17 protein-coding genes, 2 tRNA genes and 2 pseudogenes are annotated in these 18,690 nt (G+C 67.5%); 2 read left to right on the plus strand and 19 right to left on the minus strand.

All coding sequences use genetic code 11. From position 1 onward, the window contains the following. Positions 1–2 precede the first annotated feature (2 nt). From NMQ03_RS12150 to NMQ03_RS12170, 5 genes are read right to left on the minus strand one after another with little or no spacing between them, the layout of a single operon-like run. Positions 3–326 carry a hypothetical protein gene (locus NMQ03_RS12150; RefSeq protein WP_255172421.1) on the minus strand — a complete coding sequence of 108 codons (324 nt, stop codon included), beginning with the start codon at positions 324–326 and terminating at the stop codon, positions 3–5. Then, the gene (locus tag NMQ03_RS12155) at positions 323–2,308 is read right to left on the minus strand and encodes a VWA domain-containing protein (RefSeq protein WP_255172422.1); all 1,986 of its coding nucleotides are present in this window, start codon (positions 2,306–2,308) and stop codon (positions 323–325) included. Before NMQ03_RS12155 ends, NMQ03_RS12150 begins: the two co-directional genes overlap by 4 nt. After that, the gene (locus NMQ03_RS12160; RefSeq protein WP_255172423.1) at positions 2,299–2,775 is read right to left on the minus strand and encodes a hypothetical protein; all 477 of its coding nucleotides are present in this window, start codon (positions 2,773–2,775) and stop codon (positions 2,299–2,301) included. Before NMQ03_RS12160 ends, NMQ03_RS12155 begins: the two co-directional genes overlap by 10 nt. Further along, positions 2,765–3,667: a DUF58 domain-containing protein gene (locus NMQ03_RS12165; RefSeq protein ID WP_255172424.1), complete on the minus strand. Its 903-nt coding sequence runs from the start codon at positions 3,665–3,667 to the stop codon at positions 2,765–2,767. Before NMQ03_RS12165 ends, NMQ03_RS12160 begins: the two co-directional genes overlap by 11 nt. A 6-nt stretch (positions 3,668–3,673) precedes the next feature. Beyond that, positions 3,674–4,681, minus strand: a complete 1,008-nt coding sequence (locus tag NMQ03_RS12170) for a MoxR family ATPase (RefSeq protein WP_255172425.1) — start codon at positions 4,679–4,681, stop codon at positions 3,674–3,676. 109 nt (positions 4,682–4,790) lie between these two features. On the opposite strand from NMQ03_RS12170, the gene NMQ03_RS12175 reads away from it, so the two are divergent. Further along, positions 4,791–5,018 (plus strand): hypothetical protein, encoded by a 228-nt coding sequence (locus tag NMQ03_RS12175; protein ID WP_255172426.1) that lies wholly within the window; start codon positions 4,791–4,793, stop codon positions 5,016–5,018. Here the strand turns inward: NMQ03_RS12175 and NMQ03_RS12180 are convergent. The 6 genes from NMQ03_RS12180 to NMQ03_RS12205 all read right to left on the minus strand — a co-directional run bounded on the left by NMQ03_RS12180 (position 5,015) and on the right by NMQ03_RS12205 (position 11,772). Further along, on the minus strand, positions 5,015–5,845 hold the full coding sequence (locus tag NMQ03_RS12180) for a carbohydrate ABC transporter permease (protein ID WP_255172427.1): 831 nt from the start codon (positions 5,843–5,845) through the stop codon (positions 5,015–5,017). The two genes, NMQ03_RS12175 and NMQ03_RS12180, sit on opposite strands and share 4 nt — an antisense overlap. Further along, entirely contained in the window at positions 5,842–6,723 is an 882-nt protein-coding gene (locus NMQ03_RS12185; RefSeq protein WP_255172428.1) for a carbohydrate ABC transporter permease, read from the minus strand. The genes NMQ03_RS12180 and NMQ03_RS12185 overlap by 4 nt, the downstream gene beginning before the upstream one ends. 2 nt (positions 6,724–6,725) lie before the next feature. Then, positions 6,726–8,078 carry an extracellular solute-binding protein gene (locus tag NMQ03_RS12190; protein ID WP_255172429.1) on the minus strand — a complete coding sequence of 451 codons (1,353 nt, stop codon included), beginning with the start codon at positions 8,076–8,078 and terminating at the stop codon, positions 6,726–6,728. A 7-nt stretch (positions 8,079–8,085) separates the two neighbouring features. Next, complete coding sequence (locus NMQ03_RS12195; protein ID WP_255172430.1) at positions 8,086–9,285, minus strand: ROK family transcriptional regulator; 1,200 nt, start codon at positions 9,283–9,285, stop codon at positions 8,086–8,088. A gap of 181 nt (positions 9,286–9,466) precedes the next feature. Next, positions 9,467–10,639: a class I SAM-dependent methyltransferase gene (locus NMQ03_RS12200; protein WP_255172431.1), complete on the minus strand. Its 1,173-nt coding sequence runs from the start codon at positions 10,637–10,639 to the stop codon at positions 9,467–9,469. A 50-nt stretch (positions 10,640–10,689) separates the two neighbouring features. After that, on the minus strand, positions 10,690–11,772 hold the full coding sequence (locus NMQ03_RS12205) for an FAD-dependent oxidoreductase (RefSeq protein ID WP_255172432.1): 1,083 nt from the start codon (positions 11,770–11,772) through the stop codon (positions 10,690–10,692). 46 nt (positions 11,773–11,818) lie between these two features. Here NMQ03_RS12205 and NMQ03_RS12210 point away from each other — a divergent pair. After that, positions 11,819–13,205, plus strand: a pseudogene (locus tag NMQ03_RS12210) (class I SAM-dependent methyltransferase). A gap of 93 nt (positions 13,206–13,298) precedes the next feature. On the opposite strand, the gene mctP reads toward NMQ03_RS12210, so the two are convergent. From mctP to NMQ03_RS12250, 8 genes and pseudogenes are all read right to left on the minus strand, one after another. Next, complete coding sequence (gene mctP, locus NMQ03_RS12215) at positions 13,299–14,975, minus strand: monocarboxylate uptake permease MctP (RefSeq protein WP_255172433.1); 1,677 nt, start codon at positions 14,973–14,975, stop codon at positions 13,299–13,301. Then, positions 14,972–15,343: a DUF3311 domain-containing protein gene (locus tag NMQ03_RS12220; protein WP_255172434.1), complete on the minus strand. Its 372-nt coding sequence runs from the start codon at positions 15,341–15,343 to the stop codon at positions 14,972–14,974. The genes mctP and NMQ03_RS12220 overlap by 4 nt, the downstream gene beginning before the upstream one ends. 192 nt (positions 15,344–15,535) lie before the next feature. Continuing rightward, positions 15,536–15,611: transfer RNA gene (locus tag NMQ03_RS12225), tRNA-Ala, on the minus strand. A gap of 239 nt (positions 15,612–15,850) precedes the next feature. Beyond that, a tRNA-Ala gene (locus NMQ03_RS12230) sits at positions 15,851–15,923 on the minus strand. 114 nt (positions 15,924–16,037) lie between these two features. Continuing rightward, positions 16,038–16,439 carry a ribosome silencing factor gene (rsfS, locus tag NMQ03_RS12235; protein ID WP_224026297.1) on the minus strand — a complete coding sequence of 134 codons (402 nt, stop codon included), beginning with the start codon at positions 16,437–16,439 and terminating at the stop codon, positions 16,038–16,040. A gap of 41 nt (positions 16,440–16,480) precedes the next feature. Further along, a pseudogene (locus NMQ03_RS12240) lies at positions 16,481–17,732 on the minus strand (hypothetical protein). Between the two features lie 7 nt (positions 17,733–17,739). Further along, positions 17,740–18,354, minus strand: a complete 615-nt coding sequence (nadD, locus tag NMQ03_RS12245; RefSeq protein WP_236561008.1) for a nicotinate-nucleotide adenylyltransferase — start codon at positions 18,352–18,354, stop codon at positions 17,740–17,742. A 55-nt stretch (positions 18,355–18,409) separates the two neighbouring features. Beyond that, positions 18,410–18,649: a hypothetical protein gene (locus tag NMQ03_RS12250; RefSeq protein WP_159631808.1), complete on the minus strand. Its 240-nt coding sequence runs from the start codon at positions 18,647–18,649 to the stop codon at positions 18,410–18,412. Positions 18,650–18,690: the final 41 nt, after the last annotated feature.

Raw genomic sequence — 18,690 nt, forward strand, 5'->3', positions numbered from 1 at the left:
GTTCACCCGAACCAGGCATTCGTCGCCGGAGTAGCCGGGACCATCTGAAGTGACTGTTCAAACAGGGCCTTGGCAGTTCCGTCATCACCGGCCAGCACGGCAGCGTCCCCCGCGGCGAACGGCGCCTTGTGCGGCTCCACCAAGTTGGCGATCCCCAGTCCGCCGGCCGCAGTGCCCACCGTGGACGCGTTTCCGGCTTCGAAACCGGCGGCGGCCTGACGGGCGAGGACGCCCACGCTGAGCAGCTTGGCGGCGAGGCACAGGATGAGGAGCACCGGCAGGGCGGACCACAGCAGCAGGCGGCGCCTGCGGACCTTGGCGTTCACTGCAGCCCCCTGCCGCCGGGAGGAGTCCGAAGCCCGCGAAGCTGCCGCAGGATGCCCACCGCTTCCGGCAAGGCCAGCAGGAAAACTCCGGCGGCGAAGATCCAATACAGTTCAGTGGCGGCGGCCAGCGAACCGTCCTGGTCTGAACGTTCGGCCCTGCCGGGGTGTGCCTGCTGCAGCATGGCTGCCACCGGGTCGCCGGCGGCACGGTGGACGTAGGGCACGCCCAGCTGGGAGGCGATGGTCCGCAGCCGGCCTTCGTCGATGATCGATAGTGCGTCCCCTGCGCTGCCGGCCCGGGTGTCCTGCACGTACTCCGCCGGCGCCGGCGGAACGTTCCCTCCGCCGGTGCCCCCGCTTTGTGAAGCCTGGCCGGTGTTCTCCTTCATCCGGCCGCCGCCGGACGTCCCGTAACCCAGCACCGCTCCCCCGGCGACCAGTCCGCCGTCGACCTTCATGGCCTCCGGCTCTTTGCCGCTGGTTTGCTCGCCGTCCCCCAGGTAGTACACCAGCCTGGGCTTACCGGGCTGGCTGTCGCGCGCGGCGGCCAAACGCTCGGAGAGCACCTGCGTGGCGGCGGTGATAGTGCTGCCCTTGGCATAGGCGGTCACTTGGGGTTCCATGACGTCCGTGATGGTTTCCAGGGCCAGGGTGTCGGTGCTGAGCGGCATCCGGACGTGCGCGGTGGTGTCGAAGGTGATGACGGAAAAACGGGCGCCGGGCAGCCGTTCTGCGATGGCCTTGATGTCTTTGCGGACGCCCTCCAGCCGCGGAGCCCCATCGCCGTAGTCCTCGGCCACCATGCTGGTGGTGGTGTCCACCACGAAGAACACGTTGAGGTCGGCAGTGGCCGCCTGCACGGAGCCGCCGGGCAGGCTGGGCCGCACCGCTGCTGCCAGGAGCAACAGGACAATGGGCCCCCGCCGCAGCCACGCCCTGCTGCGCAGGGGTCTCCGCTCCAGGCGCCACAGGATTGTGCACAGGACCAGCCCGGACAACAACGCAACACCCAACGGCAGGACCGGAACTTCCGAGAACACGGCCCGTGGCGCGCCCTGGATCCCCGCCGTTTCGGTTTGCTCCACGGCGGCGACAATTCCCGGCACAGCATCGGGACTGTCCAGGGCGTGGTACGAGCCGCCGGTTGACTCCGCTGCAGCACGCAGCTGGGCACCGGGCTGGTCGGAGCCGCTGCCGTAGTCCAGGTCGCCTGGATTCAAGGCGTAGACGCGCACGGACCGTTCCTTGGCCAGCTGCGCAGCCTGCTCCAGGGTCATGATCGGCTTGCCGGAAAGGAAGTTGTCCGTAGCCAGCACCACCGACCGCGAACGCGTGGGCGCACTGCCCCTGCCTGCGGCGTCCCCGGCAGCAGCCGAGGATCCGCCGGTGGCACCAGGGAAGCTGTTGAGGCAGGATGCCAGGCCGTCCCCGATCAGTGACGATCCCCTGCCGCTCCACGTGCCGTCCAGGAATCCTGAACTGCCGGGTTCGCCGTCGAAGGCGTCTTTGGCGCCCTTGAGCTGCTCCTGGGCGTAGGCGTAGTCGTCGGTCAGCGGAAAAACCTGGATGGCGCTGCTGTCGAAGATGGTCAGGCCGATCCGCTCGCCGTCGAAGTCTTTCGCCAGGCCGGCGAAGACGTCCACGACCGCGGCGTCAGCACTGCTCATGGAGCCGGACGCGTCCAAACAAAGCATGATGTCCCGGTTGTGCTGCTCCGGGCGGATGGTGGTCACGTCAGCGGGCCGTGCTGCCGCAACAGCCGCCGAGGCCAGCAGCACCGCGCAGGCGGTTCCGGCCGCTGCCAGCAAGCGGCGGTGCCGCCTGAGGGCTGCCTGGTATTCCGGGAGCCCCGTAAGCCTGTCGGCGTGCGCCACGGGCCGTCGTCGTTCATGCGGCCACCGGTTCCTGCGCAACGCAATCCATGCCGCCGCCCCGGCAGCAACAGCGGCGGGCGGCAGCAGCCACCAGAAGATCAGTTCCACGCCCGCACCGCCTCGGAAGCCCTTGCCGCGGACGCAGTTACGGATGGCAGCGGGCCGGGCCCGAATTCGGCAGGGTAAAGGGCTTCGATGACGTCGGCCGCCGCGGGCAGCGGGTGCCGGGCCAGGTCCTGGTGCGTCATCCGGGTGGCATCGACACCTGTTGCGTCCCGGACAAACCCGCGCAGCAGGAGGCTGATCTCCTGGTGCGCGGCACGTTCCGCAAGGTTTCCCGCCGCCACCTCCCGGTCCACATCATGGATGCGCTGCAGGTACGCCGCCTTGAGTGCAGGCAGGTCCGTCAGGGCGGACCGGGAGCCGGCGCTGCCGGGTTTGGAGCGGGCAGCCGGGCCGGTGGTGGCAAGCACGAAGACGTACCACCCAACCACCAGGGCCAGAAGTGCCGCGCCGCACCACATCCAGGCGGGGCTGTATTGCAGCGGGCCGTAGAAACCGGGATCAGCCTGCACGCCGGTGCCTCTCGAGAAGGGCGAACAGGCCGGTGATGACGTCCCCGCTCCCGGCCACTTCGCCCTCCGTGATCCCGGCCGCGCGCAACATGGCCTTGCGGCCTGCGTCGCGTTCCGCGGCGGCTGTGGCGTAGGCGGCCGCCACCGCGGCGGACGTAGCCGGCTGCCAGGCCAGGAAGGAGGAATCGGCCACGCTGTAGGAGTCACTGCCTGTGTTTGGACTTGCCCCGGCCACGGGTGATGGCACCAGTTCCGCGTCCCTGACCGTCAGCCAGAGGATCTCGTGCTGGGCGCGCAGCCGGCGCAGGAGCCGACCGGTGGAATCGTCCGCGGCCAGTTCGTCAGCGACGACGAAGAGCAGATGTCGGCCCTTGATGTTGCGCGCCACGTAGTCGAGCTGGTCCTCGATGCTGCTGGCTGCCGCTTCCAGGCCGGTGTGGGAGTCCACGTGCCGCAGCAGCCGTTCCAGGTGGGCCTCTCCACTCTTTGCCGGGAAGGAACGGGTGGCCGATGAGTCACCGCACACCAGCCCCACCACGTCGCCGTGCCGGTGGGCCAGGTAGCCCAGGACGCCGAGGGACAGCACGGCGATGTCCTTTTTCACTTCCCCGGACAGCGCCTCCGCGGCCATGTTGCGCCCCGTGTCGGTGACGAGGAGGACAGTCTGGCGGCGGACAGCGACGTAGCGCCGGATCAGGGGTGAGCCGTGGCGCGCCGACGCTTTCCAGTCGATATCGCGGACCTCGTCGCCGGGCACGTAGGCGCGCAGGTCATCGAAGTCCAGGCTGCGGCCCCTGAACACCGAACCGTATTCGCCGTCGAGCACGCCGCGGGCCTTGCGGTGCGCGAAGATGGCCATCTTCGATTTCACGCGCTGGAGGAGGCTGGCCATGCGGGGTCAGGGAGTCTGGACGGCGGCCACGACGGCGTCGATCACCGATTCCACGGGAACCTGCTCGGCCACCGCATCGAAGTTCAGGATAAGCCGGTGCCGCAGCACCCTGTGGGCCAACGACCTGACGTCCTCTGGGATGACATGGTCCCTGCCGTTCAGCAGCGCCACCGCACGGGCTGCCCGGCTGAAGGCGATGCTGGCACGGGGACTGGCGCCGAACTCGATGAACCCGGCAAGTCTGGCATCGATGTACTGGGACGCGTTCCGGGTCACGTACACCAGCCCCACGATGTAGTTGATGACGGCCGGATCGATGTAGATGCGGGTGGCCAGTTCCTGGATCTCGGTGACGGCATCCAGGGAGGCGGCCGCAGCGGGTTTCTGTTCGGGCGCATAGACGCCGGCGTCGATCCTGCGGATGATCTCGGCCTCTTCCGCGGGACTGGGGTAATCCAGGACGTCCTTGAGCATGAAACGGTCCATCTGGGCCTCAGGCAGCTGGTACGTGCCCTCCTGCTCAATGGGGTTCTGGGTGGCCAGTACCAGGAACGGGGAGGGCAGCCGGTAGTCCTGTCCGCCAATGGACGTCTGGCGTTCCTGCATCGCCTCGAGCATGGCGCTCTGGGTCTTGGCGCTCGAGCGGTTGATCTCATCCAGCAACACGATGTTGGCGTGGACCGGGCCGAGCTGGGTGTGGAAGCTGCCCTTGGCGGCGTCATAGATCTGGGTTCCCACGATGTCGCTGGGCAGCAGGTCCGGGGTGCACTGGATGCGGCGGAATTCACCGCTGACGGCGTCGGCCAGGGTCTGCGCGGCGGTGGTCTTGGCCAGTCCCGGGACGCTCTCCAGCAGTATGTGGCCGCCGGTCAGCAGCCCCACCAGAAGCGATTCCCGCAGCCGGGACTGCCCCACCACCTTCGCGTCGAAACTTCGTGAAATGTTGGCGGCCACTTGCTGCGCCCTGGCCAGCTCCGCAGGCTGGATTCGTGCGGGCACGCTGGTCGAAAGCACTGGTTTCCCCCTGGTGACGGTGTTGGGCGCGCGGTCCGGGCCGGTCGTGTCCCGCCCGCCATCCTATCCAAGCCCGGCAGCCCAAGACCGGCAATGGGCACCCCTCCCCATGAGGGGTCCGCGGGTCTATCCTTTTGCCATGATTGAGCTTCCAGCCAGTTACAAGGAATATCTCGCCGACAAGAGCCAGATGGTCATCGACACGGTCAGGCCCGTCCTGATGCAGTCCGCGGCCGAAAAGCTGCACGGCGTCCGCGTGGTCAACAACCCCACCGGCCACCAGGCCCACCTGGACGACACCCTGCCGTTCGGCGTGGTGCTTGAGGACATCGATTAGCCCCTGACAGCTCCCGACAGGGCCAGCGAGTTGCCGGACGCGCGCGCCACGATGGCGTACAGGGCCAGGACCGGAACCGAATAGAGGATTGAGAATGCGGCCAGCTGGCCGTACGCCACTGCCCCGTGCTGGCCGAAGAAGCTGAAGATCGATACTGCTGCCGGCTGCCTGCCCTCGGAGAGCAGCAGCACGAACGGGACGAAGAAGTTCCCCCAGGCCTGGATGAACACGAAGATGAACACCACGCCCAGGCCCGGGCCCATGAGGGGAAGCACGATTGAACGCAGGCCGGCGAGCCTGGAGGCGCCGTCCACCCAGGCTGCTTCCTCCAGCGCCAGCGGTACAGCGTCCATGAAGTTCCTGGTCATCCAGATCGCCATGGGCAAGCTGGTGGCGGCCAGGAACAGCACCGTGGCCGGCAGGGAATCCAGCAGCCGGAGCTGCACGAACAGACCGTAGACCGGCACCATGATGGCCGTGATGGGCAGGCAGGTGCCGAACAGGATGCCGTACATGAAGGGCGCAGTGAAGCGTGACCGGTAGCGGGACAGGGGGTAGGCGGCAAGCACGGCCGCTGCCAGCGTCACCAGCCCGGTACCCGCGGACAACAGGAGGCTGTTCCATAGCGGGCGGAAGAGCAGTTCAGGAGTGAGGACGGCGGCGAAATTATCCAGTCCGGGCTGTTGCGGGACCTTGACCGCGTGTCCGGCGGCGGGGTCCACTGAACCGAGGACCAGCCAGAGCAGGGGCAGCAGGAAGCAGGCGCCGGTCAGCAGCAGGGCCACGTCCGCCCAGGTGCTGCGGGCACGTTCGTTCCGGGCGGTCACGGTCTCTGCTCCCTAAGGAGGCGGAGGTAGGCCGCCCCGAACACGGCGCCGATGAGGATCAGGACCGAGGCGACGGCGGTGCCGTAACCGATGTCTCCGAACTTGAAGGCTTGCTGGTAGGCCAGGACGGGCAGCGTAGTGCTGCCGTTGGCAGGGCCCCCGGCGGTCATGACCCAAATCAGGGTGAAGACGGCGAGTGTCTGCAGCGTGACCAGCATCAGGTTGGTGGCAATGCTGTTCCGGATCACCGGCAGCGTGATGAACGCCAGCCGCTGCCAGGCGCCCGCCCCGTCCATCTGCGCGGCCTCGGTCAGCTCGCCGGGGACCCCACTGAGTGCGGACCGGTACACCAGCATGGAAAAGGCGGTCCCGCGCCACACGTTGGCCAGGATCACGGCCGCCATGGGAACCGTATAGAGCCAGTCGGTTTCCGGCACCCCCAGGCGGCCGAGGAGTTGGTTGAGTGTCCCGTCGCGGCTGAAGAAGGCGTAGGCCGCGAACGCCGCCACGATCTCCGGCAGGACCCAGGCGGCCACGACGGCGGTCCCAACGGTTGCGGAGACCACAGGCCGTGCACGCCGCATCAGGACCGCAAGGGCGAGCCCCAGTACGTTCTGGCCCAGGATCGCCGACCCGGCGACGAACAGGACGGTCAGGGCCAGTGAAAGCGGAAGGACGGGGTCCTGCAGCAGCCGCTGGTAGTTGTCCAGCCCCACCCATTCGGGGTTCCGGGCATGCCGGCCGGTGAGCCCGGCGTTGGTGAGTGAGGCGTGGAAAGCCCACAGCACGGGGCCGGCGAGGAACACGAGCAGGAGCACGACGGCAGGCAGTACCGGCAGGTAGCGGAGCACGTGCCGTGTGCGGTGGCTGGCGGGCACCGCTACTTCCGGATGGTTTTGTCGCCGCCTACAATGCCGGCCACAGCCGTGTCATAGTCCGCCGCCGCCTGCTCCGGCGTCCTGCTGCCGGTGATCACGGCCTCGGTGGCCTCCTGGACGGCAGCGGAGATGCGTGGATAGTCGGACGTCGCGGGCCGGTATTTGGTGACGGCGACCAGGCTGGACACGTCCTTCACGAACGGGTTGGCCGACTGGTAGCCGGGGTCGGATGCGACGTCGGTACGGACGGCGATCTGCGAGCTGTCCACCGTATACGCCAGGGAGTTCTTTGCGTTCAGGGCGGTAGTCAGGAAATTGAACGCGAGGTCGGGCTGCTTGGTTTCCGCGCCAAGGGCCAACGTCCACCCTCCGGACATGCTCACTGCACCGGGCGCGGCCCCGGTCTGGGTTGGGAACGGGGCCACTGCCATGTCCTGCCCGTAGCCCGGCCAGGCATAGCTTCCGCCGTCCTGCCAGAACGACGGCGCGTAGGAGCCTTCCACGGTTGCGCCAAGTTTTGCCTTGGGGAACCATTCGCCGAACACCTTTTTCCAGATGTTCGGGTCCAGCGCCTCGGCCGGGGGCACTGCGAGCTTTTCCCCGTAGAGGGTGTCGAGGAAGGTCAGCGAATCCTTGAAGCCGGCCGAGCCAACGACCCACTTTTTCGAATCCTGGTCATAAAGGGCCGCCCCGGTGCCGTACAGGAGCTCGTAGAACCCCTGCATCACGCTTCCTTCACCGGTGCCCTTGCCGTCATACATGTTGAAGGGGATCACATCCGGCTGGGAGGCTTTGATCTTCCTGGCGGTGTCCAGGATGTCCTGCCAGCTGGACGGGCGCCACGGCAGGCCGATGCCGGCAGCCTCAAAAACCTTCTTGTTGTACCAGATGGCGCGCGTGTCGGTGCCCAGCGGCACCGCGTACGTGCCGCCGTCGTCCGCTTTGCCCGCTTCCTTGGCGCCCGCGTCAAACTTGTTCCAGTCCCCCCACCCGGACAGGCGGCTGTCGAGGTTCAGGAGGTAGCCGGCGTCCACATCGGAGCGGACCTTGAACGTGTCCTCGTAGAAGACGTCCGGGGCGGTGGAGGGCGACCGCAGCGCCAGGGCCAGCTTGGTGCCGTAGTCGTCGTCATTGGCCTGGATGGGCTGCAGTTCGATCGTGACGCCCTGGTTTGCGGCTTCGAACTCCTTTTTCGCGTTCTGGAACATGGTGTCCAGTGCGGTGAACGAGTCTGTCTTCTGGTATGCCACCTTGATGGTCCTGTTTCCGCCCGAAGGATCGGCAGGCGTGCAGGCTGCGAGGACCATGACCGCGGCGGCCACCACGGATAATGTCTTGGATGCCCGGCGAAACATGTCGCGGTCAGCTTTCCAGCAGCAGCCGTTGGGCGCGGGGCGCGAGCGTATGTTCAAGGACCAGCGAGGCTGCGCCGATGGCGCCCACGTCCTCCCCCACCCCTGTGCCCACAACGTCGATGGGGTGGATCAGGCGGGTGGCGCTGTTGGCGTCCAGCAGCGGCGGGACCAGTTCGAGGTAGCGCTGCGACAGGCAGGTCCAGAACGGGCCGCCGAAGACCACCCGTTCAACATCGAGGGTGTTGGTGACCACTGAGACCGCCCGGGCCACCAGGGCGGCAGACTTGTCCAGGATGGCCGCGGCACCTTCGTCCCCTGCGTACGCACGGGCGCAGAGCTCGGAAAAGCTCTGCTGGATTTCTGCGGCGCTCCCGGCCTGCGCGCCCTCCAGGATTCCCGCGGCCACTGCTTCCGCCACCAGGACCTGGGGAATGGCGGAGGATTTGACGCAGCCGCGCTGTCCGCAGTCGCAAAGGGGTCCGCCCGGGTCCACGATGATGTGGCCGATTTCGCCGGCGTTGCCGGACGTCCCCCGGACCACTTCATCGTTGAGGACGATCCCGCAGCCGATGCCGGTCCCCATGTACATGAACACGAAACTGCCGGCACCGCTGGGGCCGCCCGCCCACGTTTCCGCTACGGCGGCGCTGGTCACATCCTTGTCCACCAGCACGGAGTAGCCGGTGGCCTTCGCCAGTGCGTCCCGCAGTTCCACCCGGTCCCACCCGGGAAGCAGCGGCGGGTCCACCACGGTGCCGTGGTCCAGGTCGATGGGGCCGGGAGCGGCCACTCCGAGTCCTGCGATGCGGCCCTGGTCCACGCCGGAATCCTCCACGAGCTGGGCCAGCTCCGCAGCGATGGTGGCAATGACGGCGGCCGGATCGTTTCCGCCGGGGGTCTTGATCCGTGAGTGGCGTACCACCGCTCCGACGAGGTCCAGCACCACGAACGTTGTCACGGCCGGGTCCAGGTGGACCCCAAGGGCATACATGCCACCGGGGTTAAGGCGCAGGATGGTGCGCGGCTTGCCGGGGCCGCTGCCCTCCTTGCCTGCCTCAACGATCAGGTGCTGGTCCAGCAGCCGGCGGGAAATGTTCGAAATGGTCTGGGGCGACAGGCCAACGATTTGGGCGAGTTCCACCCGGCTAAGTCCCCCGGACGTCCTGCGGATTGCGTCGAGGATGACGGTGAGGTTGAAGTCCCCCATCCTCGGCAAGTTGGTTCCGCGCCTCGGAGAGGATTGGCGGATCTCAGACACTGTGTCCCCTAAACGTCTTCGGCTACCTGGCGGTGGTGATGCTTTGAATCGTACGTTAAGCGTGCGCCCGCGCCCACCTGCACAGGAAGCGGCGCGGCGGATGTTTTGGCCGGTGAAGCCGAGGATTGGGTCAGCGGGAGCTGCGCGTGCTGCGGGTGACCGTGAACTTCGGGTTCCGGCCCTCCACCACCGTGGGTCCTACGTGCCGCTCCAGGGCCGCGAGGTAGGCCAGGTGGCGGTTGTAGACCGTCCACAGCTCGCCACCGGGAGCCAGGACACGTCCCGCCGCTTCGATCATCTTGAGCCCTGCGCCGGCGTGCACACCGGCACCAACGTGGAACGGCGGGTTCAGGAGTACGGCATCCAACGAGCCGTCAGGGAAAGTGCTGAGCGCATCGTCCTGCAGCACCGTGATCCGGTCCGCAAGACCATTCAAGCGGGCGGTGGCCAGCGCGGACTGCACGGCGGCCGCCGATTGGTCCGTTGCCGTGACGGCGGCGGAAGGGAACTGCCTGGCATACATCGCGGCGAGGATTCCGGTGCCGCAACCGAGATCGACGGCGTGCTGCGCCGGCTTCATGGCAGGCAGGAACGTCAGCAGGAAGCGTGTGCCGATGTCCAGCCGGGCGCCGGCAAAAACAGCGCCATGCGCAGCCACATCCAGGTCCAGCCCGTCAAGGTGCTCCACCACGGGAAAGCGCGGGGAGGCCGTGGCGGTCTTGGGGCCGGCAGCAAGGAGAACCCGCGATTTTTGCCGTGCGAGCTGTGGCTGCACGGAAACGAAGTAGCGTTCAAGGACCGCGTTCATGCCCAGTGACATGTGCTTCACCCGGCCACCCGCCAGCAGGCGGACGTCCGGTGCGGCGTGCCTGGCCACGGCGGACGCGATCTCCTCGAGCTCCGCCAGGGTCTTGGGGAGCTGCAGCAGGACGGTGTCCGCTCCGGCTAGCAGTTCGGGGCCCAGGGGCAGCTGCACGAAACCGGACCCGGCGTTGTCCGCCGGAAGCCCGGCAGCCTCACGCCTGGCTGACAGTTCGGCCGCATTAAGCCGCAGCGCCCGTTCCCCGGTGACCAGGTCCTGGTGTACGCGCAGCGAGTCCGGGGCAAGCAGTTCGGAGGCGCCGAGCGTCAGCGCCCCGTAACGGTCCCCGATGACGGCCACGGCAGTGCCTGCCCGCCCAAGCTGCACCGCAGTCTCCAGCAGCAGCCTGTCAGTGGCGTCCCACGCCTGCAGGTTGGGTGCCTCGACATCGGGCCGGCGGCGCAGCACGTCGAAGATGTCCGCCAGGGTGTTTACTGCCACCGGTGTCCTGCCGCCTTTTGTCGCTTTTGCCGGCCCCGGGCCCCGGGGCATCACCCCAACGTTACCGTTTCCGCTGCCACCGCAATGCCCGGCAGCTTCAGGATCGCAGCCACTGCTGCGCGCCCCGCCCGGTTGGCGCCAATGGTGGACGACGACGGGCCGTAACCCACCAGGTGGACGCGCGGCTCGGCTGCCACCTGTGTTCCGTCCATGGCGATCCCGCCGCCCGGCCCCCGCAGGTGAAGCGGCGCCAGGTGTTCCAGTTCGGCCCTGAAGCCGGTGGCCCAGAGGATGACGTCGGCCCTCAGCAGGCTGCCATCGGCCCGGCGGACGCCCTCGGGTTCGATGGAGGTGAACATCGGCTGCCGGTTCAGGGCGCCCCGCTCCCTGGCTGCTCGCAGCGCGGGCGTCCAGATAAGGCCCGTCACCGAGACAACGCTTTGCGGCGGAAGCCCCTGGCGGACCCGCTCCTCCACAAGCGCCACGGCGTCGTGGCCTGCCCTGGCATCAAACTCAGCGTCGCGCCAGACCGGTTCCCTGCGCGTGAACCAACTGGTGGTGGTGGCGCGCGATATTTCCTCCAACAGCCCCACGGCGGAGATGCCCCCGCCCACCACAATCACGTGCCGGCCGCGGAACTCCTCCGCTGAGACGTAGTCGGCCACGTGCAGCTGGCTGCCGCGGAACGTTGACTGACCCGGATAAATGGGCCAGAACGGACGGGTCCACGTGCCCGTGGCATTAATGAGTGCCTTGGCGCTCCAGACGCCGTCGGACGTTTCGATCCGCAGCCGCCCCGCCGGATCGCCGTCTTCGCGCCTGACGGCCCGGACCTTGACGGGCCTGTGGACGGTAAGGCCCAACTCAGCCTCATAGGCCCCGAAATAGCGGGTCAGGAAGTCGGAGCTGGGTTCCGCAGGGTCCACGTCGGGTTTGGCGATGCCGGGCAGGTCACTGATCCCATTGACTGTGCCCATGCGCAGGCTCTTCCAGCGGTGCCGCCACGCACCCCCGGGACCTTCCTCGGCGTCGAGCACGGCATAGTCCAGCCCCCGGCGCTGCAGGTGGTACGCGGCCGACAGGCCTGCCTGGCCCGCCCCGATGACCACCACATCGGTTGGGTCAGGAATCACTCCCCCATGATAGTCGTGGAGGGCAGCCCGGCCGTAGGGTGGGCGCATGGACACTGAAGCAGCATCAGCGGGAACCGGAACCACTGGGCACGCCGCCCGGCTGGAAAAGGCCCTGGGAGTGGTTTTGGGGACCGGACAGATACCCCTTCGGTTGCGGGCGTGGGACGGCTCGGAAGCCGGGCCGCCGGACGCGCCGGTGCTGGAGTTCAAGTCCCGAAAGGCATTGCGGCGCATGCTCTGGTCACCGGGGCAGCTGGGACTGAGCCGGGCGTACGTGGCAGGCGACATCGAGGCCCCCGGTGACATCTTCGCGGCCTTCACGGCGTTGAGTTCGGCGGGCAAGTTCGCGGAGCCCGGTCCGTTCCGGCCGCTGTCCGCCGGTGAGCTCTGGCTGCTGCTGCGCACCGCAGTCCGGCTTGGCGCCATTGGACCCAACCCTGCTCCGCCGCCCGAGGAGGCGCGTGTCGCGAAGAAGGGCAGGATGCATTCCCGGCGGCGGGATTCGGCCGCCATCTCGCATCATTACGACGTCGGCAACGACTTCTATGCCCTGGTGTTGGGACCGTCCATGGTCTATTCCTGCGCCGTGTGGCCGGACGGGCCTGCCACCGGGGGCCCGGCTGCCGGGTCGGGGCTGCAACCGGAGGCCGGGCCGGATGATGGCCTGGATGATGGCGCGGGTGATGTCCTCGACGCAGCGCAGGAGGCCAAGCTGGACCTTGTCTGCCGCAAGCTTGGCCTCCAGCCCGGAATGCGGGTCCTCGACGTGGGATGCGGATGGGGCAGCTTCGCTCTCCACGCGGCAGCCAGGTACGGCGCCACGGTGGTGGGCGTGACGCTGTCAACGGAGCAGGCCACCCTGGCGCGTAAGCGTGCAGCAGACGCCGGCCTCACGGACAGCGTCGAAATCCGGGTCCAGGATTACCGCGACGTGCAGGACGGGCCGTACGACGCCATCAGTTCCATTGGCATGTCAGAGCACGTGGGACGGGCCCAGACCCCTGAGTACGCCGCCGCGCTCTTCGGGCTGCTGCGCCCGGGTGGACGGCTGCTGAACCACGCCATCTCCTGGAACGCCAAGCCCCACCGCCCCCGATCCCGACTCGTTCATCCCCCGGTACGTCTTCCCGGACGGCGAAATGATCAGCCTCGGCGAGATGGTGTCCGCCCTGGAAACTGCCCGGTTCGAAGTCCTCGACGTGGAGGCCCTGCGGCCCCACTACGCACTGACCCTCCGGGCCTGGGTCAGGCGGCTGGAGCAGAACTGGGCGGAAGCGGTGCAGCTGGCCGGTGAGGGGCGCGCGCGGGTGTGGCGGCTGTACATGGCAGCCAGCGCCATTGGCTTCGAAAACGGACTCACCGGAGTCAACCAGGTCCTGGTCCGCCGGCCGGGCGGGGAGGAACCGCCGTTGCGCCGCACTTCCTGGCTGTGACGAGAGCGGTTGCTGTGACGAAAGCGCCCTCCTGCCGGGACGTAACCCGGCAGGAGGGCGGCTTGGTGACCCCAGGGTCAGGCCTCGTTTCGGCTAGGCCACCGGGGAAGGCCCGCCAGGCTGGGTGAAATGCTGGGTCTTTTCGATCTGCACCACTTTCGGATCCGTTTCGTCTGCGTCGTAGTCCGTGGGCCGGGTGAGGTCTTCGCCGGTACGGACCTTGAGGGCCCGCATCACCAGGGTCAGCACGGCGGCGACCACCAGGTTCAGCGCGAACGCCGACACAGCAATGTAGACGCTGAAGTCGGTGCCGGGGATGGGCGCCACCGACCCGCCGAAGTGCGCCTTGGTCACCGGGTTGACCACGTTGTACGCGGAGACGGTACCGAAGATGATGCCCACCGCCCAGCCGACCAGGAGGGCCCAGCGGTCAAACCACCGGGTGTAGAGCCCGGCCACCACGGCGGGGAAGGTCTGCAGGATCCAGATGCCGCCCAGCAGCTGCATGTTGATGGCCGCCGACTGGTCCATGGCGATCACGAAAACCAGGGCGCCCACCTTCACCACCAGGGAGACGATCTTGGACACCTTCGCCTCGGTCTTTGGATCGACGTCCGGGCGGATGAAGTCGCGGTAGATGTTCCGGGTGAACATGTTGGCGGCGGCAATGGACATGATCGCCGCCGGTACCAGGGCCCCGATGGCGATCGCAGCCAGTGCGATGCCGGCAAACCAGGCCGGGAAGTGGTCGAGGAACAGCTGCGGAACCACCAGCTGCGGATTGACCGATCCGTCCAGGTCGATCGGCTTGGTACCCGCCTTGATGGCCACGAATCCCAGCAGTGCCAGGAAGCCCAGCATCAGCGAGTACAGCGGCAGGATGGCGGCGTTGCGGCGGATGGTGTTGCGGGCCTTTGAGGCCAGCACCGCCGTCACCGAGTGCGGGTACATGAACAGCGCCATGGCCGAGCCCAGTGCCAGGGACCAGTAGGCGGAGTAGTTGGCCGCGCCGGGGACAAAGACACCTGCCGGCTTGCCCGTGGCCTGGTTCACCGTTCCCAGTTTGGTCTGGGCTGCGCCAAAAATGCCGTCCCAGCCGCCGAACTTGATGGGCAGGTAGATGACGGCCACAATGACGGCGAGGTAGATCAGCAGGTCCTTGACGACGGCGATCATCGCCGGGGCGCGCAGGCCCGAGGTGTAGGTGTAGGCGGCCAGGACCACGAAGGCGAGGATCAGCGGCAGGTCGGTCAGCAGGACATTGCCGGAGCTTCCCAAACCAAGCACGGTGAGCACCGCCTTGATGCCCACCAGTTGCAGCGCGATGTAGGGCATGGTGGCCACGATCCCGGTGACGGCGACGGCCAGGGAGAGCCAGCGGCTGCCGTAGCGGCCGCCCACGAAGTCCGCTGAGGTGACGTAGCCATGGCGGTGCGAGACGGACCACAACCGGCTCATGATGATGAAGATGATCGGATACAGGACGATCGTGTACGGCACGGCGAAGAAGCCGCTCACTGCGCCGGTGGCCCACATTGCCGCCGGCACTGCCACGAAGGTGTAGGCGGTGTAGAGGTCCCCGCCCAAAAGGAACCAGGTGATCCAGGTACCGAAGCCACGGCCGCCCAGGCCCCACTCGTCCAGGCTGTGCAGCCCCTCCACTTCGGTGCTGCGGCGCCACTTGGCGGCCAGGAAGCCCATCACGGCCACGATGACGAAGAGCAGCACCACAATGATCAGGGCTGTCCAGTTGATCTCCCGGGTATTCATGGCCGGTCCCCTCCCAAACCGGCCCCGGCGGAGGCAGTGCCTGCCTGGGGCGGGCCACCTGCACGGGCCTCGGCCCGCCGTCGTCGGTCCTCCCTGGTGACCAGCCAGTACGCGCTCCCGGTCAGGATCGCAGAGACCGGCACCCACAGCAGCTGGTACCAGTAGAAGAACGGCATCCCGCCCAGCCGCGGCGCGTCAAAAGCGTAGAGCTGCGGCATCAGGGGAAAGAGAATGGCGGCGGCCAGCAGGATGCCGGCGCCTATGTAAGGAGCGGGCCTGGTAAGCCCCCGGATGGCGGTGTCCCGCGTCAGGCGGGATTCTTCGGGAAAGGCTTCGCCGTCCGGCCTGTAGCCGTCTGCGTGGGACATCTGCGACCTCCTCGTCAGCCCGTCCCGCGGCCGCCGCCTTGGATGAAAGCAGTCCGGAGGCGGGACGATGTGCCCTCAATCACAGTTGTACCGCGCTTTGACCTGCGCCGGAAGGGTTAGGGCCACTATCGGTTGCCAGTGGCAACAAAAAAGGGAACCATCACGTGGTGATGGTTCCCTTTTCCGGTGTATTGGTGGAGCTGAGGGGACTCGAACCCCTGACCCCCTGCATGCCATGCAGGTGCGCTACCAGCTGCGCCACAGCCCCGTACTCTTGTCTTTTCCGGTCGAATTCCCCGGAGCAACCTGACCAGAGTAATGCACTTTTCCGCTGGACGCCAATCGGCCGTCAACTGCCGCTGCCCAGGCCCTGAACGCACCCGTTCCTGGACAAACCACCGGGGAACGCGCGGGTGCCAAGTCCGGATGCCGGTGCAATCCGGAGCATCCGGGCTGCGGGCACAAAAAAGTCCGCCGGAACCAAAGTGGTTCCGGCGGACTTACCGGTGGAGCTGAGGGGACTCGAACCCCTGACCCCCTGCATGCCATGCAGGTGCGCTACCAGCTGCGCCACAGCCCCGGATTGTTGCTGCTCTATGCTGCTTTCCCCGGGGTCTCCCCCGAAGCAACTCAAATATCTTAGAACAGCAATTCCGAAAATTCCAAATCGGGAATATTCACTGCCGGGCGGAGGCTACTCGCTGTCGGAAACCGCAGCGGCCTTGGCGGACGAGTCATCGCCGAGCTGCAGGTCCACCACGGGGCAGTCCTTCCAGAGGCGTTCCAGGGCGTAGAAGACCCGGTCTTCCTCGTGCTGGACATGGATCACGACGTCGGCGTAATCCAGCAGGACCCAGCGGCCGCCGGACCTGCCCTCGCGGCGGACCGGGCGAAGGTCCTGCTTGGCGAGTTCTTCCTCGATGCCGTCCACGATGGCGTTGACCTGGCGTTCGCTGGGCGCCGACGCGATGAGGAAGACATCAGCGAGGGCCAGGCGTTCGCTCACATCCATGGCGACGATGTCCTGGGCGATCTTGTCCGCGGCAGCTTTGGCAGCCGTACGGGCTATGGCGATGGACGATTCTGTTGCAGTCACGGGACTCCTTGTTTGGGTTAAGTGTTGATGCCGCCGGCGGGTCAGCGGGACATGCCGCTGACGATCAGGATGATGCCGGCGACGAGGGCCAGGATCCCGAACGCGAGGATGCAGAACTGGAGGATCCGGTTTCGGCGGGCCCGGCTCAGGCCCGCGGTGGCGGCATCCAGGGGATCCAGTCCGTAAGCGGACCGGGCAGGAACCCGGGGAAGGTCCTCGAAGAGGTCCTCCGACTGGACTTCCGGAGACGATACCGGTTGGGGACGGGGCGGCTTTGGCGGCTGCCTCGGCGCGCGCGATGACCTGGGAGCGGCCGGTCGCGGAGTCCGGGGCGGGTGCCTTGGGCCGGGGAGCAGGCCGCCGTTTTCCGGCGCCGGGGACCTTGGTCCCGGGGACCTTGGTTCCGGGCCGGGTGGTGACCGGGACATGGGAGGTGGCCGGCGGCTTCATGACTGGCCGCTCGACGCCGGGCACCTGCACGAACTCCAGCGGCGTCACCATGGCCAGGTTGTTGGCGGTGGACGGACCGGGCTTGTCCTTGGGTGCGGAATCCCTGCCCGGGGCAGCGGGGCTGCCCGGGGCGGTGGGGGTGCCGGCCTGTTCGGCAAGCTTCTGCCGCGCCATGGCGCGGCGGTTCATAACCGCGGCCCGTTCGGCAAGCGCAATCTGTTCCGCCAGGATTTCGGGATCCACGACTTCCGGATCCAGGGAGGCAATGTGCTCCATCTTGGCGATCTGGTTCCTGGCCTGCGCGGCGATGAGTGCGCGCGCCTCCAGGGCCTGTTCCACCGTCATGCCCTCCGGGGCGGTTCCGGGCGCAGTCTTTACCTCGTCCGTCTTCTTCCCCACCACGCCACCTTCACGTGGAGGCGCGGCTTTCGGGGCCGGAGCAGCGGCGGGCGGAACGATGGGATTGGCTGCAGTCAGCGCCTGCTCTTTGAGTTGCTGCAACCGCAGCTGGCGCCGGGTAGGCGGCCCTCCCGCGGCAAGCTGCCCTTCCTTTTCCTCAAGCTCCTTGATGGTGCGCAGCGCGGCGCGGTCGCGGGCCCGGATCTGGGAGGACCGCTGCGTGGCCGTGGGGTCCGGGGCTGCCTGCGGGCGCGCTGCAGGGGCGGCTCCCCCGGCGGGACCGGGACGGGCGGCCGGATCCTGGCCGTCCCGTGAGGGCGCGCTGTCAGCCGGCCGGTTCGCGGCAGGCGGGCGCTGCTCCGTGGTAAGCAGGGCAGCCTGTTGGGCGTCCCTGGCCTTCCGGAGTTCCCGGCGGCTGCGGATTGGGGGCTGTTCCTGACTCATTGAGAACTCATTCAGTACTGGCTGGTTCGCGTGCTTCGGAAGTTGGGTCATCCGCGCCTGCGGGTGCGTCGGAATACAGGCCGTACTTGGCGATGTACTGGACTACCCCGTCCGGGACCAGGTACCAGACCGGGTTATTCGCGGCCACGCGGGCACGGCAGTCCGTCGACGAAATGGCCATGGCGGGCACTTCGAGCAGGCTGACATCGTCACGGCCCATGCCGTCAAGGACATGGCCGGGCCGGGTGACGCCCACGAAGTGCGCCAGCGACCACAGTTCGTCGATGTCCTTCCAGGACAGGATCTGCGCCAGGGCGTCCGCGCCGGTGATGAAGAACAGGTCGGCGTCGGGGCGCTGGGCCCTCAGGTCGCGGAGGGTGTCGATGGTGTAGGTGGGACCCGGGCGGTCAACATCGACACGGCTGACGGTGAAGCGCGGATTGGACGCCGTGGCGATGACGGTCATCAGATACCGGTGCTCGGGCTCGCTGACCTGTTTATGGGACTTTTGCCATGGTTGCCCGGTGGGGACGAAGACCACCTCGTCGAGGTCGAACTCCGCCGCGACTTCGCTGGCAGCCACAAGGTGGCCGTGGTGGATGGGATCGAAGGTTCCGCCCATCACGCCCAGCCGCAGCCTCCCCCGGGCCCCATTGCGTTGCAGGTTGTGGGAAATCTTAGTGGCCCTGCCCGCGATCGTGCTTGTTGGGGTGCTGGCGGTGCGGATCCGCGTGCTCGTCCGTGGCGGCGTGCCGGTTGCCGAGGTTGTTGTAGGACCAGGCGATGAGCATCAGCACGACCAGGATGGCGAACATGGATACGCCAAAGACCCACGGCTCGGCCCACAGCGGCGCAAGCTCCTCATGGCCTGATTCACCTGCGGCGGCGACGGACGTGGCAATCTGCTGGAGCAGCATTTTCTCCCTTTGTTCAAGGATTCAGAGGCAGCGGAACTTTC

Source organism: Arthrobacter sp. DNA4 (genome assembly GCF_024362385.1).
Taxonomy (GTDB): Bacteria; Actinomycetota; Actinomycetes; order Actinomycetales; family Micrococcaceae; genus Arthrobacter.